Annotated in this window: 16 protein-coding genes; 11 read left to right on the forward strand and 5 right to left on the reverse strand. The window is 59.7% G+C overall.

The annotated features are described in order from the left end of the window. Window position 1: 1 nt before the first annotated feature. From fba to tkt, 4 genes are all read right to left on the reverse strand, one after another. Window positions 2–1,066, reverse strand: a complete 1,065-nt coding sequence (gene fba / locus ACFC20_RS06895; RefSeq protein ID WP_091987489.1) for a class II fructose-bisphosphate aldolase — start codon at window positions 1,064–1,066, stop codon at window positions 2–4. 238 nt (window positions 1,067–1,304) lie between these two features. Further along, a complete protein-coding gene (locus tag ACFC20_RS06900) occupies window positions 1,305–2,465 on the reverse strand; it encodes a phosphoglycerate kinase (protein WP_375192351.1) in 1,161 nt (386 codons plus the stop codon). A gap of 115 nt (window positions 2,466–2,580) precedes the next feature. Beyond that, on the reverse strand, window positions 2,581–3,615 hold the full coding sequence (gap, locus tag ACFC20_RS06905; protein ID WP_375183093.1) for a type I glyceraldehyde-3-phosphate dehydrogenase: 1,035 nt from the start codon (window positions 3,613–3,615) through the stop codon (window positions 2,581–2,583). Next, window positions 3,615–5,615, reverse strand: a complete 2,001-nt coding sequence (tkt, locus tag ACFC20_RS06910; protein WP_375192352.1) for a transketolase — start codon at window positions 5,613–5,615, stop codon at window positions 3,615–3,617. Before tkt ends, gap begins: the two co-directional genes overlap by 1 nt. On the opposite strand from tkt, the gene ACFC20_RS06915 reads away from it, so the two are divergent. From ACFC20_RS06915 to yafN, 11 genes are all read left to right on the forward strand, one after another. Further along, window positions 5,615–5,809, forward strand: a complete 195-nt coding sequence (locus ACFC20_RS06915) for a hypothetical protein (RefSeq protein WP_375192353.1) — start codon at window positions 5,615–5,617, stop codon at window positions 5,807–5,809. The two genes, tkt and ACFC20_RS06915, sit on opposite strands and share 1 nt — an antisense overlap. A gap of 29 nt (window positions 5,810–5,838) precedes the next feature. Continuing rightward, entirely contained in the window at window positions 5,839–6,840 is a 1,002-nt protein-coding gene (locus ACFC20_RS06920) for a metalloregulator ArsR/SmtB family transcription factor (RefSeq protein WP_375192354.1), read from the forward strand. A 169-nt stretch (window positions 6,841–7,009) separates the two neighbouring features. Beyond that, complete coding sequence (gene metK, locus ACFC20_RS06925; RefSeq protein WP_375192355.1) at window positions 7,010–8,200, forward strand: methionine adenosyltransferase; 1,191 nt, start codon at window positions 7,010–7,012, stop codon at window positions 8,198–8,200. A gap of 63 nt (window positions 8,201–8,263) precedes the next feature. Then, window positions 8,264–9,658, forward strand: coding sequence for an adenosylhomocysteinase (ahcY, locus tag ACFC20_RS06930; RefSeq protein ID WP_375192356.1), 1,395 nt, complete (start codon window positions 8,264–8,266; stop codon window positions 9,656–9,658). Window positions 9,659–9,670: 12 nt separating this feature from the next. Next, entirely contained in the window at window positions 9,671–10,540 is an 870-nt protein-coding gene (gene metF / locus ACFC20_RS06935; protein ID WP_375192357.1) for a methylenetetrahydrofolate reductase [NAD(P)H], read from the forward strand. A gap of 308 nt (window positions 10,541–10,848) precedes the next feature. Then, window positions 10,849–11,607, forward strand: a complete 759-nt coding sequence (locus ACFC20_RS06940; protein WP_375192358.1) for a transporter substrate-binding domain-containing protein — start codon at window positions 10,849–10,851, stop codon at window positions 11,605–11,607. Between the two features lie 91 nt (window positions 11,608–11,698). Beyond that, window positions 11,699–12,370 carry an amino acid ABC transporter permease gene (locus ACFC20_RS06945; RefSeq protein WP_375192359.1) on the forward strand — a complete coding sequence of 224 codons (672 nt, stop codon included), beginning with the start codon at window positions 11,699–11,701 and terminating at the stop codon, window positions 12,368–12,370. Between the two features lie 13 nt (window positions 12,371–12,383). Then, complete coding sequence (locus ACFC20_RS06950) at window positions 12,384–13,130, forward strand: amino acid ABC transporter ATP-binding protein (protein WP_375192360.1); 747 nt, start codon at window positions 12,384–12,386, stop codon at window positions 13,128–13,130. A gap of 142 nt (window positions 13,131–13,272) precedes the next feature. Continuing rightward, window positions 13,273–14,844 carry a type I restriction-modification system subunit M gene (locus tag ACFC20_RS06955; protein ID WP_375192361.1) on the forward strand — a complete coding sequence of 524 codons (1,572 nt, stop codon included), beginning with the start codon at window positions 13,273–13,275 and terminating at the stop codon, window positions 14,842–14,844. Window positions 14,845–14,872: 28 nt separating this feature from the next. Next, window positions 14,873–16,204, forward strand: coding sequence for a restriction endonuclease subunit S (locus ACFC20_RS06960; RefSeq protein WP_375192362.1), 1,332 nt, complete (start codon window positions 14,873–14,875; stop codon window positions 16,202–16,204). 168 nt (window positions 16,205–16,372) lie between these two features. Further along, window positions 16,373–16,705, forward strand: a complete 333-nt coding sequence (gene yafN, locus ACFC20_RS06965) for a type I toxin-antitoxin system antitoxin YafN (RefSeq protein ID WP_375192363.1) — start codon at window positions 16,373–16,375, stop codon at window positions 16,703–16,705. On the opposite strand, the gene ACFC20_RS06970 is transcribed toward yafN, so the two are convergent. Then, window positions 16,679–17,173, reverse strand: a complete 495-nt coding sequence (locus ACFC20_RS06970) for a DUF3037 domain-containing protein (protein ID WP_375192364.1) — start codon at window positions 17,171–17,173, stop codon at window positions 16,679–16,681. The two genes, yafN and ACFC20_RS06970, sit on opposite strands and share 27 nt — an antisense overlap. Between the last annotated feature and the right edge of the window lie 127 nt (window positions 17,174–17,300).

A 17,300-nucleotide genomic window follows, 5' to 3' on the forward strand; every position in this document is an offset into this window, starting at 1 on the left:
CTTACTTGACCTTGGGGTCCAGTTCGCCGGACGCGTAACGCTCGAACATGCGCTCAAGGTTGATCGGCTTGATCTTGCTGGCGTTGCCGGCAGTGCCGAAGGCCTCGTAACGGGCAACACACACGTCGGTCATGGCCTTCATGGTTTCCTTGAGGAATTTGCGCGGGTCGAACTCGGCCGGGTTCTCGGCCAGGAAACGACGGACGGCGCCGGTGCTCGCAAGACGCAGATCGGTGTCGATGTTGACCTTGCGCACGCCGTGCTTGATGCCTTCCACGATTTCTTCCACCGGCACCCCGTAGGTTTCCGGGATTTCACCACCGTATTCGTTGATGATCTTCAACCACTCCTGGGGTACGGAGCTGGAGCCGTGCATGACCAGGTGGGTGTCCGGGATGCGGGCGTGGATGGCCTTGATCTGGTCAATGGCCAGGATATCGCCAGTGGGCGGACGGGTGAACTTGTAGGCGCCGTGGCTGGTGCCGATGGCGATGGCCAGGGCGTCCACGTGGGTTTTCTTGACGAAGTCCGCCGCTTCTTCCGGGTCGGTCAGCATCTGGCTGTGGTCGAGGGTACCCTCGGCACCGATGCCATCTTCTTCGCCAGCCTGGCCGGTTTCCAGGGAACCCAGGCAGCCCAGCTCGCCTTCCACGGACACGCCGCAGGCATGGGCCATTTCCACGGTGCGCCGGGTAACGTCGACGTTGTATTCGTAGTCGGTGGGGGTTTTGCCATCCTCACCGAGGGAGCCGTCCATCATCACGGAGCTGAAGCCCAGCTGGATGGAGCGCTGGCACACGGAGGGGCTGGTGCCGTGGTCCTGGTGCATGACCACCGGGATGTGCGGGAACTCTTCGATGGCCGCCAGGATCAGGTGGCGCAGGAAGGGCGCGCCGGCGTATTTGCGGGCACCGGCGGAGGCCTGGACAATCACCGGGGAGTCGGTTTTGTCGGCGGCTTCCATGATGGCGCGCATCTGTTCCAGGTTGTTCACGTTAAAGGCGGGCACACCGTAACCATGCTCGGCGGCGTGGTCCAGAAGTTGCCGCATCGAAATCAGGGCCATGGGTTGTCTCCTTCGTTGGGCTTTGTTTAGTTGAATTCTGTTCTTATGCAGGGCTCCCCTTGTTCTGGCTTGGGAGTCTGCTGCGGCAGGTGGGGGAACTCTCTCCGGGACACGCTGTGAATACATCCCTGTACGCTTGACTGCAGCATCCATGCTGCAGACAGTCCCGGAGAGAGTTCCCCCACCTGCCTTGCGATTCTGGCCTTGTGGGTGGACCCGATCAGAATCGCCTTTGTGTTTACTCTCCGCGTTCTTCCAGTACGGCTACCGCCGGCAGGGTCTTTCCTTCCACGAATTCCAGGAAGGCGCCGCCGCCGGTGGAGATGTAGGAGATTTTGTCAGCAACGTCGTACTTGTCAACGGCCGCAACCGTGTCGCCGCCGCCAGCCAGGGAGAAGGCGTCACTTTCAGCGATGGCTTCCGCCAGGGCTTTGGTGCCGTTGCCGAACTGGTCGAATTCGAAGACGCCGACCGGGCCGTTCCAGAGGATGGTTTTGGCGTTCTTCAGCAACTGGGCGAATTCGCCGGCGGTTTCCGGGCCCACGTCGAGGATCATGTCGTCGGCGGTCACGTCGGAGATGTTTTTGACGGTGGCGGTGGCGGTTTCGGCAAATTCGCTGGCGACCACCACGTCCACCGGCAGCGGGATTTCCACGCGGCTGGCGATGTCTTTGGCGGTGTCGACGAGGTCGTGTTCGCACAGGGATTTGCCCACCGGATGGCCCGCAGCGGCCAGGAAGGTGTTGGCAATGCCGCCGCCGACGATGATCTGGTCGCAGACCTTTTCCAGGGCGTTGAGTACGTCCAGCTTGGTGGAGACCTTGGAGCCGCCAACAATGGCCACAACCGGCTTGGCCGGGTTGTCCAGGGCCTTGCCCAGGGCTTCGAGTTCCGCCGCCAGCAGCGGGCCGGCGCAGGCTTCGGGGGCGTATTTCGCCACGCCGTGGGTGGAGGCCTGGGCACGGTGGGCGGTGCCGAAGGCGTCCATCACGTAGACGTCGCACAGGGCCGCGTATTTCTTCGCCAGGGTTTCGTCGTCTTTCTTCTCGCCCTTATTGAAGCGGACGTTCTCGAACAGCACCACTTCGCCGTCGGCAACGTCAACGCCGTCGAGGTAATCCTTGATCAGGCGCACTTCCTGGCCGAGCACTTTGGTCAGATGCTCAGCGACCGGCTTCATGGAGGACGCTTCCTCGTACACACCTTCTTCCGGGCGGCCCAGGTGGGACATCAGCATCACTTTGGCGCCGGCGTCTTTGGCGGCCTTGATGGTCGGCAGGGAGGCGCGGATGCGGGCGTCGCTGGAGACTTTGCCGTCCTTGACCGGCACGTTCAGGTCTTCACGGATCAGCACTCGCTTGCCGGCGAGGTTGAGGTCGGTCATTTTCTTGATGGCCATAAGGTTCTTCCCTTGATCAGATCTTGCAAACTTGAAATCGGCTCTGGCTGTCGGATTTTCACTTCGTTCAATCCGACCTACGGTAGGTCGGTTCGCGCGCAGCGAAAACCGGCAATCAGGTTCGTTGTTTCGTCAGCCAGCTTTTGCTGACATCGAGCATCCGGTTTGCGAACCCCCACTCATTATCGAACCAGCACAGCACTTTCACCATGGTGCCCCCGGTGACCCGGGTCTGGCCGCCGTCCACCACGCCAGAGTGGGCGTCGTGGTTGAAGTCGGAGCTGGCCAGCAGTTCGTCGGTGTAGCCGAGAATGCTCTTTAACGGGCCGTTGGCGGCCTCTTTTAACAGGGTATTTACCGCTGCCACGTCTGTGTTCTCACGCACGTTCACCACCATGTCGATGGCGGAGACGTTCATGGTCGGCACCCGCATGGCAACCGAACTGAACTTGCCTTCCATCTCCGGCAGCAGACGTTCGATGCCTTTAGCCAGGCCAGTGTCCACCGGCACGATGTTGTGCAGGGCGCTGCGCGTGCGGCGCAGGTCCTGGTGGTGGTAGGCGTCGATGACCGGCTGGTCGTTCATGGCGGCGTGGATGGTTGTGGTCGTGCCCTGCTCCACGCCGAGGGCGTCATTCAACACCTTGATCACCGGCACCAGGCAGTTGGTGGTGCACGAAGCGGCCGCCACAATCACATCGTCGCCGGTGAGCTCCCGGTGGTTGATGCCGTAGACCACGGTGCGGTCGACATCGGATTCCGCCGGCTGGGAAAACAACAGGCGTTTGGCGCCAGCATCGATGTGCTTCTGGGCCGTGGCACGGTCAGAGAACGCGCCGGAGCACTCCAGCACCAGATCCACATCCAACAGCCCCCAGGGCAGTTCTGCCGGGTCGGCGTGGCGCAGCACCCGGATGGCGTCGCCGTTGACCATCAGGTCCTGATCCGACACCGAGATTTCTCCCTGGAACCGGCCGTGGGTGGAGTCGTAGCGGGTCAGGTGGGCGATGGTGTCGATGTCCGACAGCTCATTGATCGCGACCACCTGCAGGCGATCGCGAAAGCCGTTTTCATAGAGCGCACGCAACACGCACTGGCCGATACGGCCGTACCCGTTGATGGCGATACGAAAAGGCGCAGAGTCTGTCATCACGCATCCAGCAATTCAGAGGCCACTTCCAGCACGTTGTCGACGGTGAAGCCGAATTCCTTGAACAGCTCACCGGCGGGTGCGGACTCGCCAAAGGTGGTCATGCCGATGATGCGGCCATCCAGGCCCACGTACTTGTACCAGTAGTCGGCAATGCCGGCTTCGATGGCCACGCGGTTGGTCACGTCCAGCGGCAGCACCTGCTGCTTGTACTCGGCGCTTTGGGCGTCGAACACGTCGGTGGACGGCATGGACACCACGCGCACTTTCCGGCCCTGTTCGCGCAGCTTGGCGGCGGCCTCCTGGGCCAGACCCACTTCGGAGCCAGTGGCGATCAGGATCAGTTCCGGGGTGCCCTCGCTGTCGGAGAGGATGTAAGCGCCCTTGGCCACGTCGGCCAGCTGCTGGGCGTCACGATCCTGGGCCGGCAGACCCTGACGGGAGAAGACCATGGCGGTGGGGCCGTCCTTGCGCTCGAGGGCGGCTTTCCAGGCCACCGCGGATTCCACGGTGTCGGCCGGGCGCCAGGTGCTCATGTTGGGCGTGGTGCGCAGGCTGGCCATCTGCTCGATCGGCTGGTGTGTCGGGCCATCTTCGCCCAGGCCAATAGAATCGTGAGTGAACACGAAGATAGAACGCTGCTTCATCAGTGCGGCCATGCGCACGGCGTTGCGGCAGTATTCCATGAAGATCAGGAAGGTAGCACCGTAGGGTACGAAACCTCCGTGCAGGGCGATGCCGTTCATGATAGCGGCCATGCCGAACTCGCGCACGCCGTAATAGATGTAGTTACCGCTGGCGTCCTCTTTGGTCAGCCCCTTGGAGCCGCCCCAGATGGTCAGGTTGGAGCCGGCCAGGTCGGCAGAGCCACCCATCAGTTCCGGCAGCAGCGGGCCGTAGGCGTTCAGGGTGTTCTGGGACGCTTTCCGGGAAGCCACGGTTTCGGCCTTGTCCTGGCACTCCTGGATGTAGGCCTGGGCCTTCTCGGCGAAATCGGCGGGCAGGTCGCCGGCCATGCGGCGCTTGAACTCGGCCGCCAGCTCCGGCTCGGCCTTTTCATAGGCGGCGAACTTCTGCTCCCACTCGGACTGGGCAGCGGCACCTTTCTCACGGGCATTCCAGGCAGTTGCAATGTCGGCCGGGATTTCGAACGGACCGTGCTGCCAGCCCAGTTGCTCGCGGGTCAGGGTAATTTCGTCGTCACCCAACGGGGCACCGTGACAGCTTTCCTTGCCCTGCTTGTTCGGAGAACCAAAACCGATGATGGTCTTGCAGCAAATCAGGGTGGGCTGTTCGGTATTGGCCCGGCCGGCTTCAATCGCGGCACGAATGGCGTCGGGATCGTGGCCATCGACCGCCGGGATCACCTGCCAGCCGTAGGCTTCGAAACGCTGGGGGGTGTTGTCGGTGAACCAGCCGTCCACCTCGCCGTCGATGGAGATGCCGTTGTCATCGTAGAAGAAGATCAGCTTGCCCAGCCCCAGGGTGCCAGCCAGGGACGCCACTTCGTGGGAGATGCCTTCCATCAGGCAGCCATCGCCCAGGAACGCGTAGGTGTAATGATCGACAATCTCGTGGCCCGGGCGGTTGAATTGTGCCGCCAGGGATTTCTCGGCAATGGCGAAACCCACGGCGTTGGCAATGCCCTGCCCCAGGGGACCGGTGGTGGTCTCGACACCCGGAGTGTAGCCGTACTCGGGGTGGCCCGGTGTCTTGGAGTGCAGCTGACGGAAGTTCTTGATGTCCTCGATGGAAACGTCATAACCGCTCAGGTGCAGCAGCGAGTACTGCAGCATGGAGCCGTGACCGTTGGACAGCACGAAGCGGTCCCGGTTGGCCCACTGAGGGTTGGCCGGGTTGTGGTTCAGATAATCGTTCCACAGTACCTCGGCGATATCCGCCATACCCATGGGCGCACCCGGGTGGCCGGACTTGGCTTTCTGAACCGCATCCATGCTCAGCGCGCGAATGGCGTTGGCGAGATCTTTACGAGACGGCATTGACGTTTCTCCAGTGTTTTCGGGGAAAAATAGGGCTGTTCAAAAAAGAGGCGCGTATTTTCGCCGATTACTGTGTGCCGGGGCAAATCGGCATTCGCCTGTTTCACGATTGTTTGCCTACGGATTCCCGAAACGATCCGGATGCGACAAAATTCACCCCTATATCAAAATTTTTTGATATTGCTATTGATTGACCACCGGAAGCCCCCTAAACTTTGGCCCCATGACATCCATGAACGCACATGCCGACACCCTGTCCTCTGTGGACGCCCTGGCACCGATCTTCAAAGCGAGCGGCGACCCGCTACGCCTGGAGATCCTGCGCGTTCTGCGCCGGGATACCTTTGGCGTGCTCGAACTCAGCCAACTGTTCGACATGCGCCAGTCCGGCATGAGCCACCACCTGAAGGTGATGAACAAGGCCGGCTTGTTGGAGCCGCAGCGGGAAGGCAACGCCATCTTCTACCGTCGCCCGCTGCACCTGGACAGCGACAAGCCCACGGACCAGACCATCCGGCAGATTTTCGAGGCGGTGGACCGCGTGCCCCTGCCCACGCACCTTCAGGAGAAGATCGAGGCCATCCGCAACCAGCGGGCTGACCAGTCCCAGGCGTTCTTCGCCCGGCATGCGGAGCAGTTCCGGGAACAGCAGGAGCTGATTGCCGCATTCGAGCTTTACGCCGAACCGGTGGCGGAGCTGATCCGCAAGCGGTCACGCAAGCACCAGTGGCAGACTGCCCTGGAAATCGGACCCGGCGAAGGCGGCTTCCTGCCGGTGCTGGCCGAGCTGTGCGGCCACGTGGTTGCGCTGGACAACAGCCGGGACATGCTGGCCAAGGCCACCCGGACCTGCATTGACGAGCGGCTGAACAACATCGACCTGATTGAAGGGGTCACCGACACCCTGCTGGCCCGGGGCGATGCCTTTGATCTGGTGGTGGCCAACATGGTGCTGCACCACGTGCCCAGCCCCGCGGATATCTTTCTGGACGCGGCGGCGCTGATGAACAACGGCGGCTGCCTGGTGATCAGCGATCTGTGCAGCCATGACCAGGACTGGGCCAAGGCCAATTGCGGTGACCTGTGGTTGGGTTTCGAGCCGGAAGAACTTACCGCCTGGGCGGACGACGCCGGGCTGGTGGCCGGCGAGCAGCTGTTTATCGGGCTGCGCAACGGTTTCCAGATCCAGGTTCGGGAGTTCTGGAAGCACAGTGGCCAGGTCTGACGACCGGAATCGCAATATCAACAAATTTTGATATACAGATACGTAGTTTTACGTATGCTCACATTCACGAACAAACCGGTAAGCGGAACGCACTTTAAAAAGAGCCGCTACCGAACTGAATTTGAACCACCCACACTGAATTTGAAACGCTCAAAGAGGAGCTTGTGCTATGTCTGACTACAGCATCTTCACTTCCGAATCGGTCTCTGAAGGCCACCCGGACAAACTGGCGGACCAGATTTCCGACGCCGTCCTCGACGCCATCCTGGTAGACGACCCCCACGCCCGGGTTGCCTGCGAAACCATGGTGAAGACCGGTGTTGCCATCGTTGGCGGTGAAATCACCACCAGCGCCTGGGTCGACCTGGAAGATCTGGTGCGCGGCGTGATCAAGGACATCGGCTACACCTCCTCCACCGTTGGTTACGACGGCGACACCTGCGGCGTGATCAATATCATCGGCAAGCAGTCCGTGGACATTGCCCAGGGCGTGGATCGCCAGAAGCCGGAAGACCAGGGCGCGGGCGACCAGGGCCTGATGTTCGGCTACGCCAGCAACGAAACCGACGTGCTGATGCCGGCCCCGATCACCTTCTCGCACCGCCTGGTGCAGCGCCAGGCCGAGGCCCGCAAGAGCGGCCTGCTGCCGTGGCTGCGCCCGGACGCCAAGAGCCAGGTTACCTGCCGCTACGAGAACGGCCGGGTTGCCGGCATTGATGCCGTGGTGCTTTCCACCCAGCACGACGAAGACGTGACCCAGGACGACCTGAAAGAAGCGGTGATGGAGCTGATCGTCAAGCATGCCCTGCCGGCGGAACTGCTGCACAAGGACACCCAGTTCCACATCAACCCGACCGGCAAGTTCGTAATCGGCGGCCCGGTGGGCGACTGTGGCCTGACCGGCCGCAAGATCATCGTAGACACCTACGGCGGCATGGCCCGCCACGGCGGCGGTGCTTTCTCCGGCAAGGATCCGTCCAAGGTGGACCGTTCCGCCGCCTACGCCGGCCGCTACGTGGCCAAGAACATTGTCGCTGCCGGCCTGGCCGACAAGTGCGAGATCCAGGTGTCCTACGCCATCGGTGTGGCCCAGCCCACGTCGATCTCTCTGAACACCTTCGGCACCGGCAAGATCAGCGACGACAAGATCATCCAGCTGGTCCGCGAACACTTTGACCTGCGTCCGTACGCGATCACCAACATGCTCGACCTGCTGCACCCGATGTACCGGGCCACCGCAGCCTACGGTCATTTTGGACGCGAGCCCTACGAGATGACCGTTGGTGGCCGGACGTTTACCGCATTCCCGTGGGAAAAAACCGACCGCGCGGCGGCTCTCAAGGATGCCGCTGGTATCTGAACCTATTTCGGGCGTATGTCATCAGACATGCGCCCAGACCAAACTGACTGACAGGAGAACACCATGAGCACTCCGGCAGAAAAACTGAAAAGCTTTGACGACTACAAAGTCCGTGATATTTCCCTGGCCGGCTGGGGCCGGAAGGAAATCAACATCGCCGAGGGCGAAATGCCCGCGCTGATGAAGCTCCGGGAGAAATACAAGGCAGAGCAGCCGCTGAAAGGCGCGAACATCATGGGCTGCATTCACATGACCATCCAGACCGCCGTGCTGATCGAGACCCTGGTGGAACTGGGCGCCAACGTGCGCTGGTCGTCCTGCAACATCTTCTCCACCCAGGACCAGGCCGCAGCCGCCATCGCCGCCCAGGGCATTCCCGTGTTTGCCTGGAAAGGCGAGACTGACGAAGAGTACGACTGGTGCCTCGAGCGCACTGTGGGTGCTGATGTGGAAGGCTGGGAGCCGAACATGATCCTGGACGACGGCGGCGACCTGACCGCCCTGCTCCACGAGAAATACCCGGAAATCCTGGCCAAGTGCCACGGGGTGACCGAAGAGACCACCACCGGCGTGCACCGCCTGCAGGAAATGCTGCGCGAGGGCACCCTGAAGGTACCGGCCATCAACGTGAATGACGCCGTGACCAAATCCAAGAACGACAACAAGTACGGTTGTCGTCACAGCCTGAACGACGCCATCAAGCGCGCCACCGACCACTTGATGTCCGGCAAGAAGGCCCTTGTGATCGGCTATGGCGACGTGGGCAAGGGCTCCGCTGCGTCCCTACGTCAGGAAGGCATGATCGTGAAGGTGACCGAGGCCGATCCGATCTGTGCCATGCAGGCGTGCATGGACGGTTTCGAAGTGGTGTCTCCGTACATTGACGGCGTGAACACCGGTACCGAAGCCGGCATCAACCGCGACCTGCTGCAGAACACCGATCTGCTGGTGACCACCACCGGCAACATGAACGTGTGTGACGCGCACATGCTCAAGGCGCTCAAGAGCGGTGCCGTGGTATGCAACATCGGCCACTTCGACAACGAGATCGATACCGCCTACATGCGCAAGAACTGGGAATGGGACGAGGTGAAGCCTCAGGTGCACATTGTCTACCGCGACAAGACCACCAACGACCACCTGATCCTGCTGTCCGAAGGCCGCCTGGTGAACCTGGGCAATGCCACGGGTCACCCGTCCCGCATCATGGACGGCTCTTTCGCCAACCAGGTGCTGGCCCAGATGTACCTGTTCGAGCGCAAGTTCGCCGACCTGCCGGAAGACGCCCGGGAAAAGGGCGTATACGTCCAGGTTCTGCCCAAGCAGCTCGACGAGGAAGTGGCCCGCGCCATGGTGGAAGGCTTTGGTGGCGTGATCACCAAGATGACCCCGGAGCAGGCCAAATACATCGGTGTACCGGTCGAAGGCCCGTACAAGCCGGAAAGCTACAAGTACTGATCGGGTAACAAGATGCAATCCCAGACACAGTTCAAGCGCCGCTTCAGCTTCGAGTTTTTCCCGCCCAAAACCGACCAGGGCAAGGAAAAACTGCAGAACGTGCGCAGCCAGCTTGCCGAGGTGAACCCGGACTTTTTCTCGGTCACCTTCGGCGCCGGCGGTTCCACCCGGGACCGCACCATTGAAACCGTGCTGAACCTGCACAAGCAGGGCATTTCCACGGCCCCGCACCTGTCGTGCGTGGGCGGCACCCGCCAGGAAATCGGCGAGCTGCTGGACCTGTACCGGGAGCATGGCATCAACCGGGTCGTCGCCCTCCGGGGCGACATGCCCTCCGGCATGGGGGCGGCCGGCGAACTGCGTTACGCCAATGAGCTGGTGGAATTCATCCGGGAGCACAGCGGAGACACCTTCAACCTGGAAGTGGCCGCCTACCCGGAATTCCACCCCCAGGCCCGCAACGCCGAGGAAGACCTGAAGAACTTCGCCCGCAAGGTACAGGCCGGCGCCAACAGCGCCATTACCCAGTACTTTTTCAATGCGGACAGCTACTTCTACTTCATCGACCGGCTGGAGAAAATGGGCGTGACCATCCCCGTGGTGCCGGGCATCATGCCCATCGTCAATTTCTCAAGCCTGGTGCGCTTCTCGGACATGTGCGGCGCGGAGATCCCACGCTGGATTCGCAAGCAGCTTGAAGCCTACGGCGACGACGCCGATTCCATCCGCAAGTTCGGAGAGGAAGTGGTCACCAACATGTGCGAGAAACTGCTCAAGGCCGGTGCCCCGGGTCTGCACTTCTACACCCTGAACCAGGCCGAGCCCAGTCTCAGCATCTGGAAAAATCTGGGAATCAGCGACCGGGAAAAGATCGCGTTCTAAGGTGTCACGGCATCCGTTCCGACGGTGAACCCCGGGGTCAGATGAAACCCTTCATCTGACCCCTTTTTTTCAAATTTAAGCCACTCACCGTAGGTTGGATTAGGTCCAAAGGACCGTAATCCAACAACTCCCCCAAGCCGCACCTCCCCCCCCAAGCATTTGATTTCCTGTGCTCATCTGCGTAATAGTCTAAAGTGTATGTGATGCAGTTCCATCAACGCTCCCCGTCCATCGCAGTCAACAGCAGTGGTGGATTCGGCTTGCCTTACCGGGCAAACGGAGCCTCATAAGAAAGAAAAGGAGAATGTATGAGCACGAAATGGCTGAAGACCCTAAGCGCCAGCCTGGCACTCACCGTTGCCGCAGGAACCGTTAGCGCAGAGACCCTGCGAGTCGTCACTGACCCGAGTTTCGTTCCGTTCGAGATGATGGACCAGGAAACCGGAGAAATGATCGGCTTCGACATGGAGATCATCCGGGAAGTCGCCGACCGTGCCGGTTTCGAAATTGATCTTAACACCATGGATTTCAACGGCATCATTCCGGCCCTGCAGACGGGCAACGTGGATATTGCCATTGCCGGTATCACCATCACGGACGAGCGTGAAGAGATTGTTGATTTCTCTGACCCGTACTACGACTCCGGTCTGCGGATCCTGGTACGCGAAGGCAACGAAGACGTCAGCGAGTTCGACGATCTGGAAGGCAAGAAAATCGGTACCAAGATCGGCAGCACCAGCTACGACTACCTGATCAAGAACCTCGACGCCGACGACGGCGTTACCCCGTACCCGGGCAGCTCCGACATGTACATGGCGCTGATGTCCCGTTCGGTGGATGCGGTGTTCTACGATGCCCCCAACGTCGGTTACTTTGCCCGCACCAAGGGCGAAGGCAAGGTGAAAACCGTGGGACCGCTGTATGAAGGCCAGCAGTATGGCATTGCCCTCAAGAGCGGCAGCGAATGGCTGGACGATGTAAACGCCGCCCTGGCCGCCATGAAGGAAGATGGTACCTACAAGACCATCTACGAGAAGTGGTTCGGCCCGATGCCGGACGACATGTAACGGCTGATGGACCCCTTCGGTCCGATTCCTGTGCCGGGGCCTGCGCGCCCCGGCAGTTCCTGACTCCAAACACTCTTCGGAGACTCTCACTGTGGAATTCCAGTTTCAGTTCGACTGGCAGGCAGCCATCGATTCCATTCCGTTTCTGCTCAAGGGTATCCCCTACACTCTGCTGATATCCTTTGGCGGTCTGCTGATCGGGTTTGTACTCGGCATCATCTTCGGGCTGCTCAGCATCAACAAGAAATGGTTCCTGCGCTGGCCGGCCACCGCCTACATCGAAATCTTCCGGGGCACCCCCATCCTGGTTCAGGTGCTGTTTATTTTCTATGGCCTGCCGGATCTGATCGGCGGCCCGATTGACCCGCTCACCGCCGGCATTGCCGCCATTGCCCTGAACTCCGGGGCCTACATTTCCGAGGTGGTTCGTGGTGGTGTGCAATCCATCGACAAGGGTCAGACCGAGGCCGGGCTGTCCCTGGGCCTGTCCCGCACCCAGACCTTCTGGTCGGTGGTCTGGCCCCAGGCCTTCCGCCGGATGATTCCGCCCCTGGGCAACCAGGCCATCGTCAGTATCAAGGACACATCCCTGTTCTCGGTCATTGGCGTCGGGGAGCTGGTGCGTCAGGGCCAGATCTACATTGCCAACACCTTCACCGCGTTCGAGGTGTATTTCGTGGTCGCGATTCTTTACCTGGCCATTACGCTGTCACTGTCCCTGATCCTCCGCCTCGTTGAGCGGCGCGGACTGGCCTCTGTCTGAAGGAACCGAAACCATGACTCAGATTGTAAAAATGAAGGGCATGAACAAGTACTTCGGCAAGCTGCATGTCCTGAAAGATATTGACCTGACCGTCGAGAAAGGCGAAGTGGTGGTGATCATTGGCGCCAGTGGCTCTGGCAAATCCACCCTCATCCGCTGCGTCAACGGCCTGGAGGAGTTCGAATCCGGCCACCTGGAGGTGGACGGTCACCCGCTGGCGCCGAAAAGCGGCAACCCGAAGGCCCTCGCGGAGATCCGCAAGGAAGTCGGCATGGTGTTCCAGCAGTTCAACCTGTTCCCTCACCTCACGGTGAAGAAAAACATCATGCTGGCGCCCCAGAAGGTCAAAAGCACCTCCCAAACCGTGGCCAACGCCACCGCCGAGCGCCTGCTGAACCGGGTGGGTATCGGCAACCAGGCCGACAAATACCCCAGCCAGCTGTCCGGCGGGCAGCAACAGCGGGTGGCCATCGCTCGGGCCCTGGCCATGGAACCACGCCTGATGCTGTTTGACGAACCCACCTCGGCCCTCGATCCGGAAATGATCGGGGAGGTGCTGGATGTCATGCGGGAACTGGCCAAGGAAGGCATGACCATGATGGTGGTCACCCACGAGATGGGCTTCGCCCGGGAGGTGGCCGACCGGGTCATCTACATCCACGAAGGCCAGATTGTGGAGCAGGGCAAGCCGGACGACGTGTTCGACAACCCGCAGAACGAACGCACCCAGGCGTTTCTGTCACGGGTGCTCGCTCACTGAGCCAAACCAGCTCGACAAAGCCTCCGCTTGCGGGGGCTTTTTTCTTGAATGCCCGCCGCCAAATCGCAACAATGCTTCCCAAAACCGTTTAACCCACCGGCGATGGTGAACTCCCCGGCCGGACAAGGATGCAGTAACCCCCATGGCCAAAGCCCCCAACAAGAAAACCACCAAAAGCTTCGAACAGACCCTCTGGGACACCGCCGACAAACTGCGCGGCACGGTGGAATCCTCCGAGTACAAGCACGTGGTGCTCAGCCTGATCTTCCTGAAATTCGTCAGCGACAAGTTCGAGGAACGCAAACAGGCATTGGTTGCCGAAGGCCAGGGCGATTATGTGGACATGGTGGAATTCTACGCCATGAAAAACGTGTTCTACCTGCCGCCCGAGGCCCGCTGGAGCCATATTCGCAAGCACGCCAAACAAAACGACATCGCCCTGAAAATCGACACGGCGCTGTCCACCATCGAGAAAACCAACAAGTCCCTGCGCGGCGCCCTGCCGGACAACTACTTCTCCCGCCTGGGCATCGATGTGAGCAAACTGGCGGCGCTGATCGACTCCATCGACAACATCGACACCGTTGAAGACCGGGAACAGGACGTGGTCGGCCGGGTGTACGAGTACTTCCTGGGCAAGTTCGCCGCCACCGAGGGCAAGGGCGGCGGCGAGTTCTACACGCCCAAGTGCGTGGTGAACCTGCTGGCCGAGATGATCGAGCCGTTTCAGGGCAAGATCTACGACCCCTGCTGCGGCTCCGGCGGCATGTTCGTACAGTCCATCAAGTTTGTGGAAAGCCACCAGGGCAACCAGAAAGACATCTCCATCTACGGCCAGGAATACACCGCCACCACCTACAAGCTGGCCAAAATGAACCTGGCCATTCGCGGCATAGCGGGCAACCTGGGCGACGTACCGGCCGACAGCTTCTTCAAGGACCAGCACCCGGACCTGAAGGCCGACTTCATTCTGGCCAACCCGCCGTTCAACATGGACCAATGGCGCGCCCCGGACGAACTCACCGACGACCCCCGCTGGGCCGGCTACGAGGTACCGCCCACCGGCAACGCGAACTACGCCTGGATTTTGCACATGATCGCCAAGCTGTCCGAACACGGCACCGCCGGGTTTGTGATGGCCAACGGCTCCATGTCCACCAACACCAAGGGCGAAGGCGCCATCCGCCAGAAGATCATCGAGAACGACCTGGTGGACTGCATGATCGCCCTGCCCGGCCAGTTGTTCTACACAACCCAGATCCCCGTGTGCCTGTGGTTCCTCACCAAGAACAAGAAGGCCCAGACCATCCCCGGCCACAGCGACAGCAACCACCGCAACCGGGAAGGCGAAACCCTGTTCATCGATGCCCGCAACATGGGCAGCATGATCAGCCGCATCCACAAAGAACTCACCCCCGACGACATCGCCCACATCGCCCGCACCTACCACGCCTGGCGCGGTGAGGCGAAAGACGGTGATTACGAGGACGTACCCGGCTTCTGCAAGGCCGTCACCATTGAGGACATCAAGGCCAACGACTACGTGCTCACCCCCGGCCGCTACGTGGGTGCAGCGGAGATTGAGGACGACGGCGTGCCGTTTGAAGTGAAAATGGCAGAGCTGAGCCAGACGCTGTATCGGCAGATGGCTGAGGGGGAGAAGCTGGATGCGGTGATTCGGGGGAATCTGGAGGGGTTGGGTTATGGGGAGTGAGTGGACAGAGCTTCCTTTGGAAAAGTGCATGGAAGCAATAATCGACTACCGCGGTAAAACTCCAAAGAAAACGTCGTCAGGTATTCCGCTGATTACCGCCAAGATCATAAAAGGTGGCTCTATTGAGCCAACGTCAGAATATATTGCCGAAGAAGACTATAAGTCTTGGATGCGGCGGGGAATTCCCGAGCCTGGCGACATAGTGATGACCACAGAGGCTCCCCTCGGAGAGGTAGCTCAGTTAGACGGTCGGAAAATTGCTCTCGCACAAAGAGTTATAACTTTGCGAGGTAAGTCTGGGCTTCTTGACAATACTTTTTTGAAATACCTCATTTCTTCGCAAGATGTGCAGCATCAACTTGAGGGACGGGCGACGGGAACGACAGTTAAGGGGATAAAACAATCTGAACTAAGGAAAATCACGCTCAAGTTTCCAAGTTTCCGTACGCAAAGGCAGATTGCGCTAATCCTAGGGACACTTGACGACAAAATCGCCCTAAACCACCAAATCAACGCCACCCTCGAATCCATGGCCCAGGCCCTGTTCAAAAGCTGGTTCGTGGACTTCGACCCGGTGATCGACAACGCCCTGGCCGCCGGCAACCCAATCCCCGAAGCCCTGCAGGCCCGCGCCGACGCCAGAGCCGCCCTCGGCGACCAGCGCAACCCCCTGCCCGACCACATCCGCCAGCAGTTCCCGGACCGGTTTGTGCTGACGGAGGAGATGGGGTGGGTGCCGGAGGGGTGGACGATCAGCACCATTGGCGAAGAGGTGGAGATCACTGGCGGCGGCACGCCGAGCACCAAGAATCCGGACTTCTGGGACGACGGAGTACACCCTTTCTGCACACCCAGAGACATGTCCCAACTGAAATCGCTGGTGCTGATGGATACCGAAAGACACCTGACCGATGCCGGCGTCCGGAAAATTTCGTCGGGCCAACTTCCGAAGGGCACGGTGCTGATGTCCTCCAGAGCGCCGATTGGCTACCTGGCCATCAGCGACATCCCGATTTCCGTCAATCAGGGCATCATTGCCATGCTCCCCAACCAGAACTACGGGCCGGTTTATCTGTTGTGCTGGTCGAAAACCAATATGAACCAGATTACAGACCGGGCCAATGGCAGCACCTTTCAGGAAATCAGCAAAAAGAACTTCCGCCCGATTCCGTTTCTGGTGCCCGGAAAAGGGATACTGGAGGCGTTCAACGAGAAAGCGGAGGCGATTTATTCGCGAATCCTGCTCACTTCCGAGCAAACGGATGCATTGACGAAGCTCCGCGACACTCTCCTCCCCAAACTCCTCTCCGGCGAATTGCGAATTCCAGAGGCAAAAGCAGAAGTTTCGGAAGCTCTGTAGAACAGCGACCATTCCAAAGCGAAAAATCCGGGCCGGAAACGCAGACCGGTCCAGAGTTCCGGTTTTGACAAACCCAAAATTTGCATTATTGTGACTGAAATACTGCACATTTTTTGTGCATTTATTTGAACAGAATATTCGTGCTTTTTTTCCAAGAGAGGGCTCGTCATGAAAACTCACGCCATCCTGGCGGAGAAATCCGTCAGCATCTCTGCGTTACGCAACAATCCTGCGCAGTATTTTGGCGATCAGCCCGTTGCCGTTCTGAGCCACAACAAGCCCGCAGGCTACGTGCTTGGCGCGGAACTGTTTGAGGAAATGATGAAGCTGATTGGCGACAAGGAAGGCGCCCGCGCATTCCGCGGCCGCTTCCGGCCATCCGGGGCAGAGTTGGCTGAGTACTGTAAGAACAGCGCCAAAGCCCTGGAAGACGCCAAACCAGAGGATCTCGTGGAAGACTTCGGAGAATACAAATCAACGGGGCGGCACCCTCGGAGATAACTTCCTGTCAACGTAATACTCGTAGAGCTCAGTCAGTGTTTTCTCTGGATTATCCGTCAGCACTGCCCGCTGCTCACTGAATCGCACAATGGTTTCACGGGGTCGGATCAGTTCCCGGAACAGGCCTTTGTGCAACCCATACTCCCGATCATTGTCACCAAACTCGCCGATCTGGTCTTGGAGCATCGTCTGCACTCTGCACAACTCAGCATCCAGATTCGCCATGGTTTTGAGGTACACCGCCCGGTCCAGCTCTTCAAAAAACTGGGTAATACGAGCATGTTTTTTCCGAAGCAGTTTAAAGCCCAGGTAGCGGGTTTTTGGCGCCCACAGCAAAATACCGACGTTGGCGAACTCGCCCGTCTCGATATAAGGCATAAACCGCACGATGGCGTATTGGCACGCTATTCTTTTCATCGGTAAGTCCGCTATTCTCGTTTTGAGGAAGCACGGATTAGATCCTTCCATTTTATTTCACTACTGATCCCCCGACCGTGTTCAGTAAGAGCTAACCCCATGAAACATAAACTCCGTCTTATTTCATCGCAAATCGAAGGAAGCAATAACAGGGCCTCAGAAAGGACACAGTAAGAAA

The organism is Marinobacter sp., from assembly GCF_041984545.1.
Lineage (GTDB): Bacteria > Pseudomonadota > Gammaproteobacteria > Pseudomonadales > Oleiphilaceae > Marinobacter.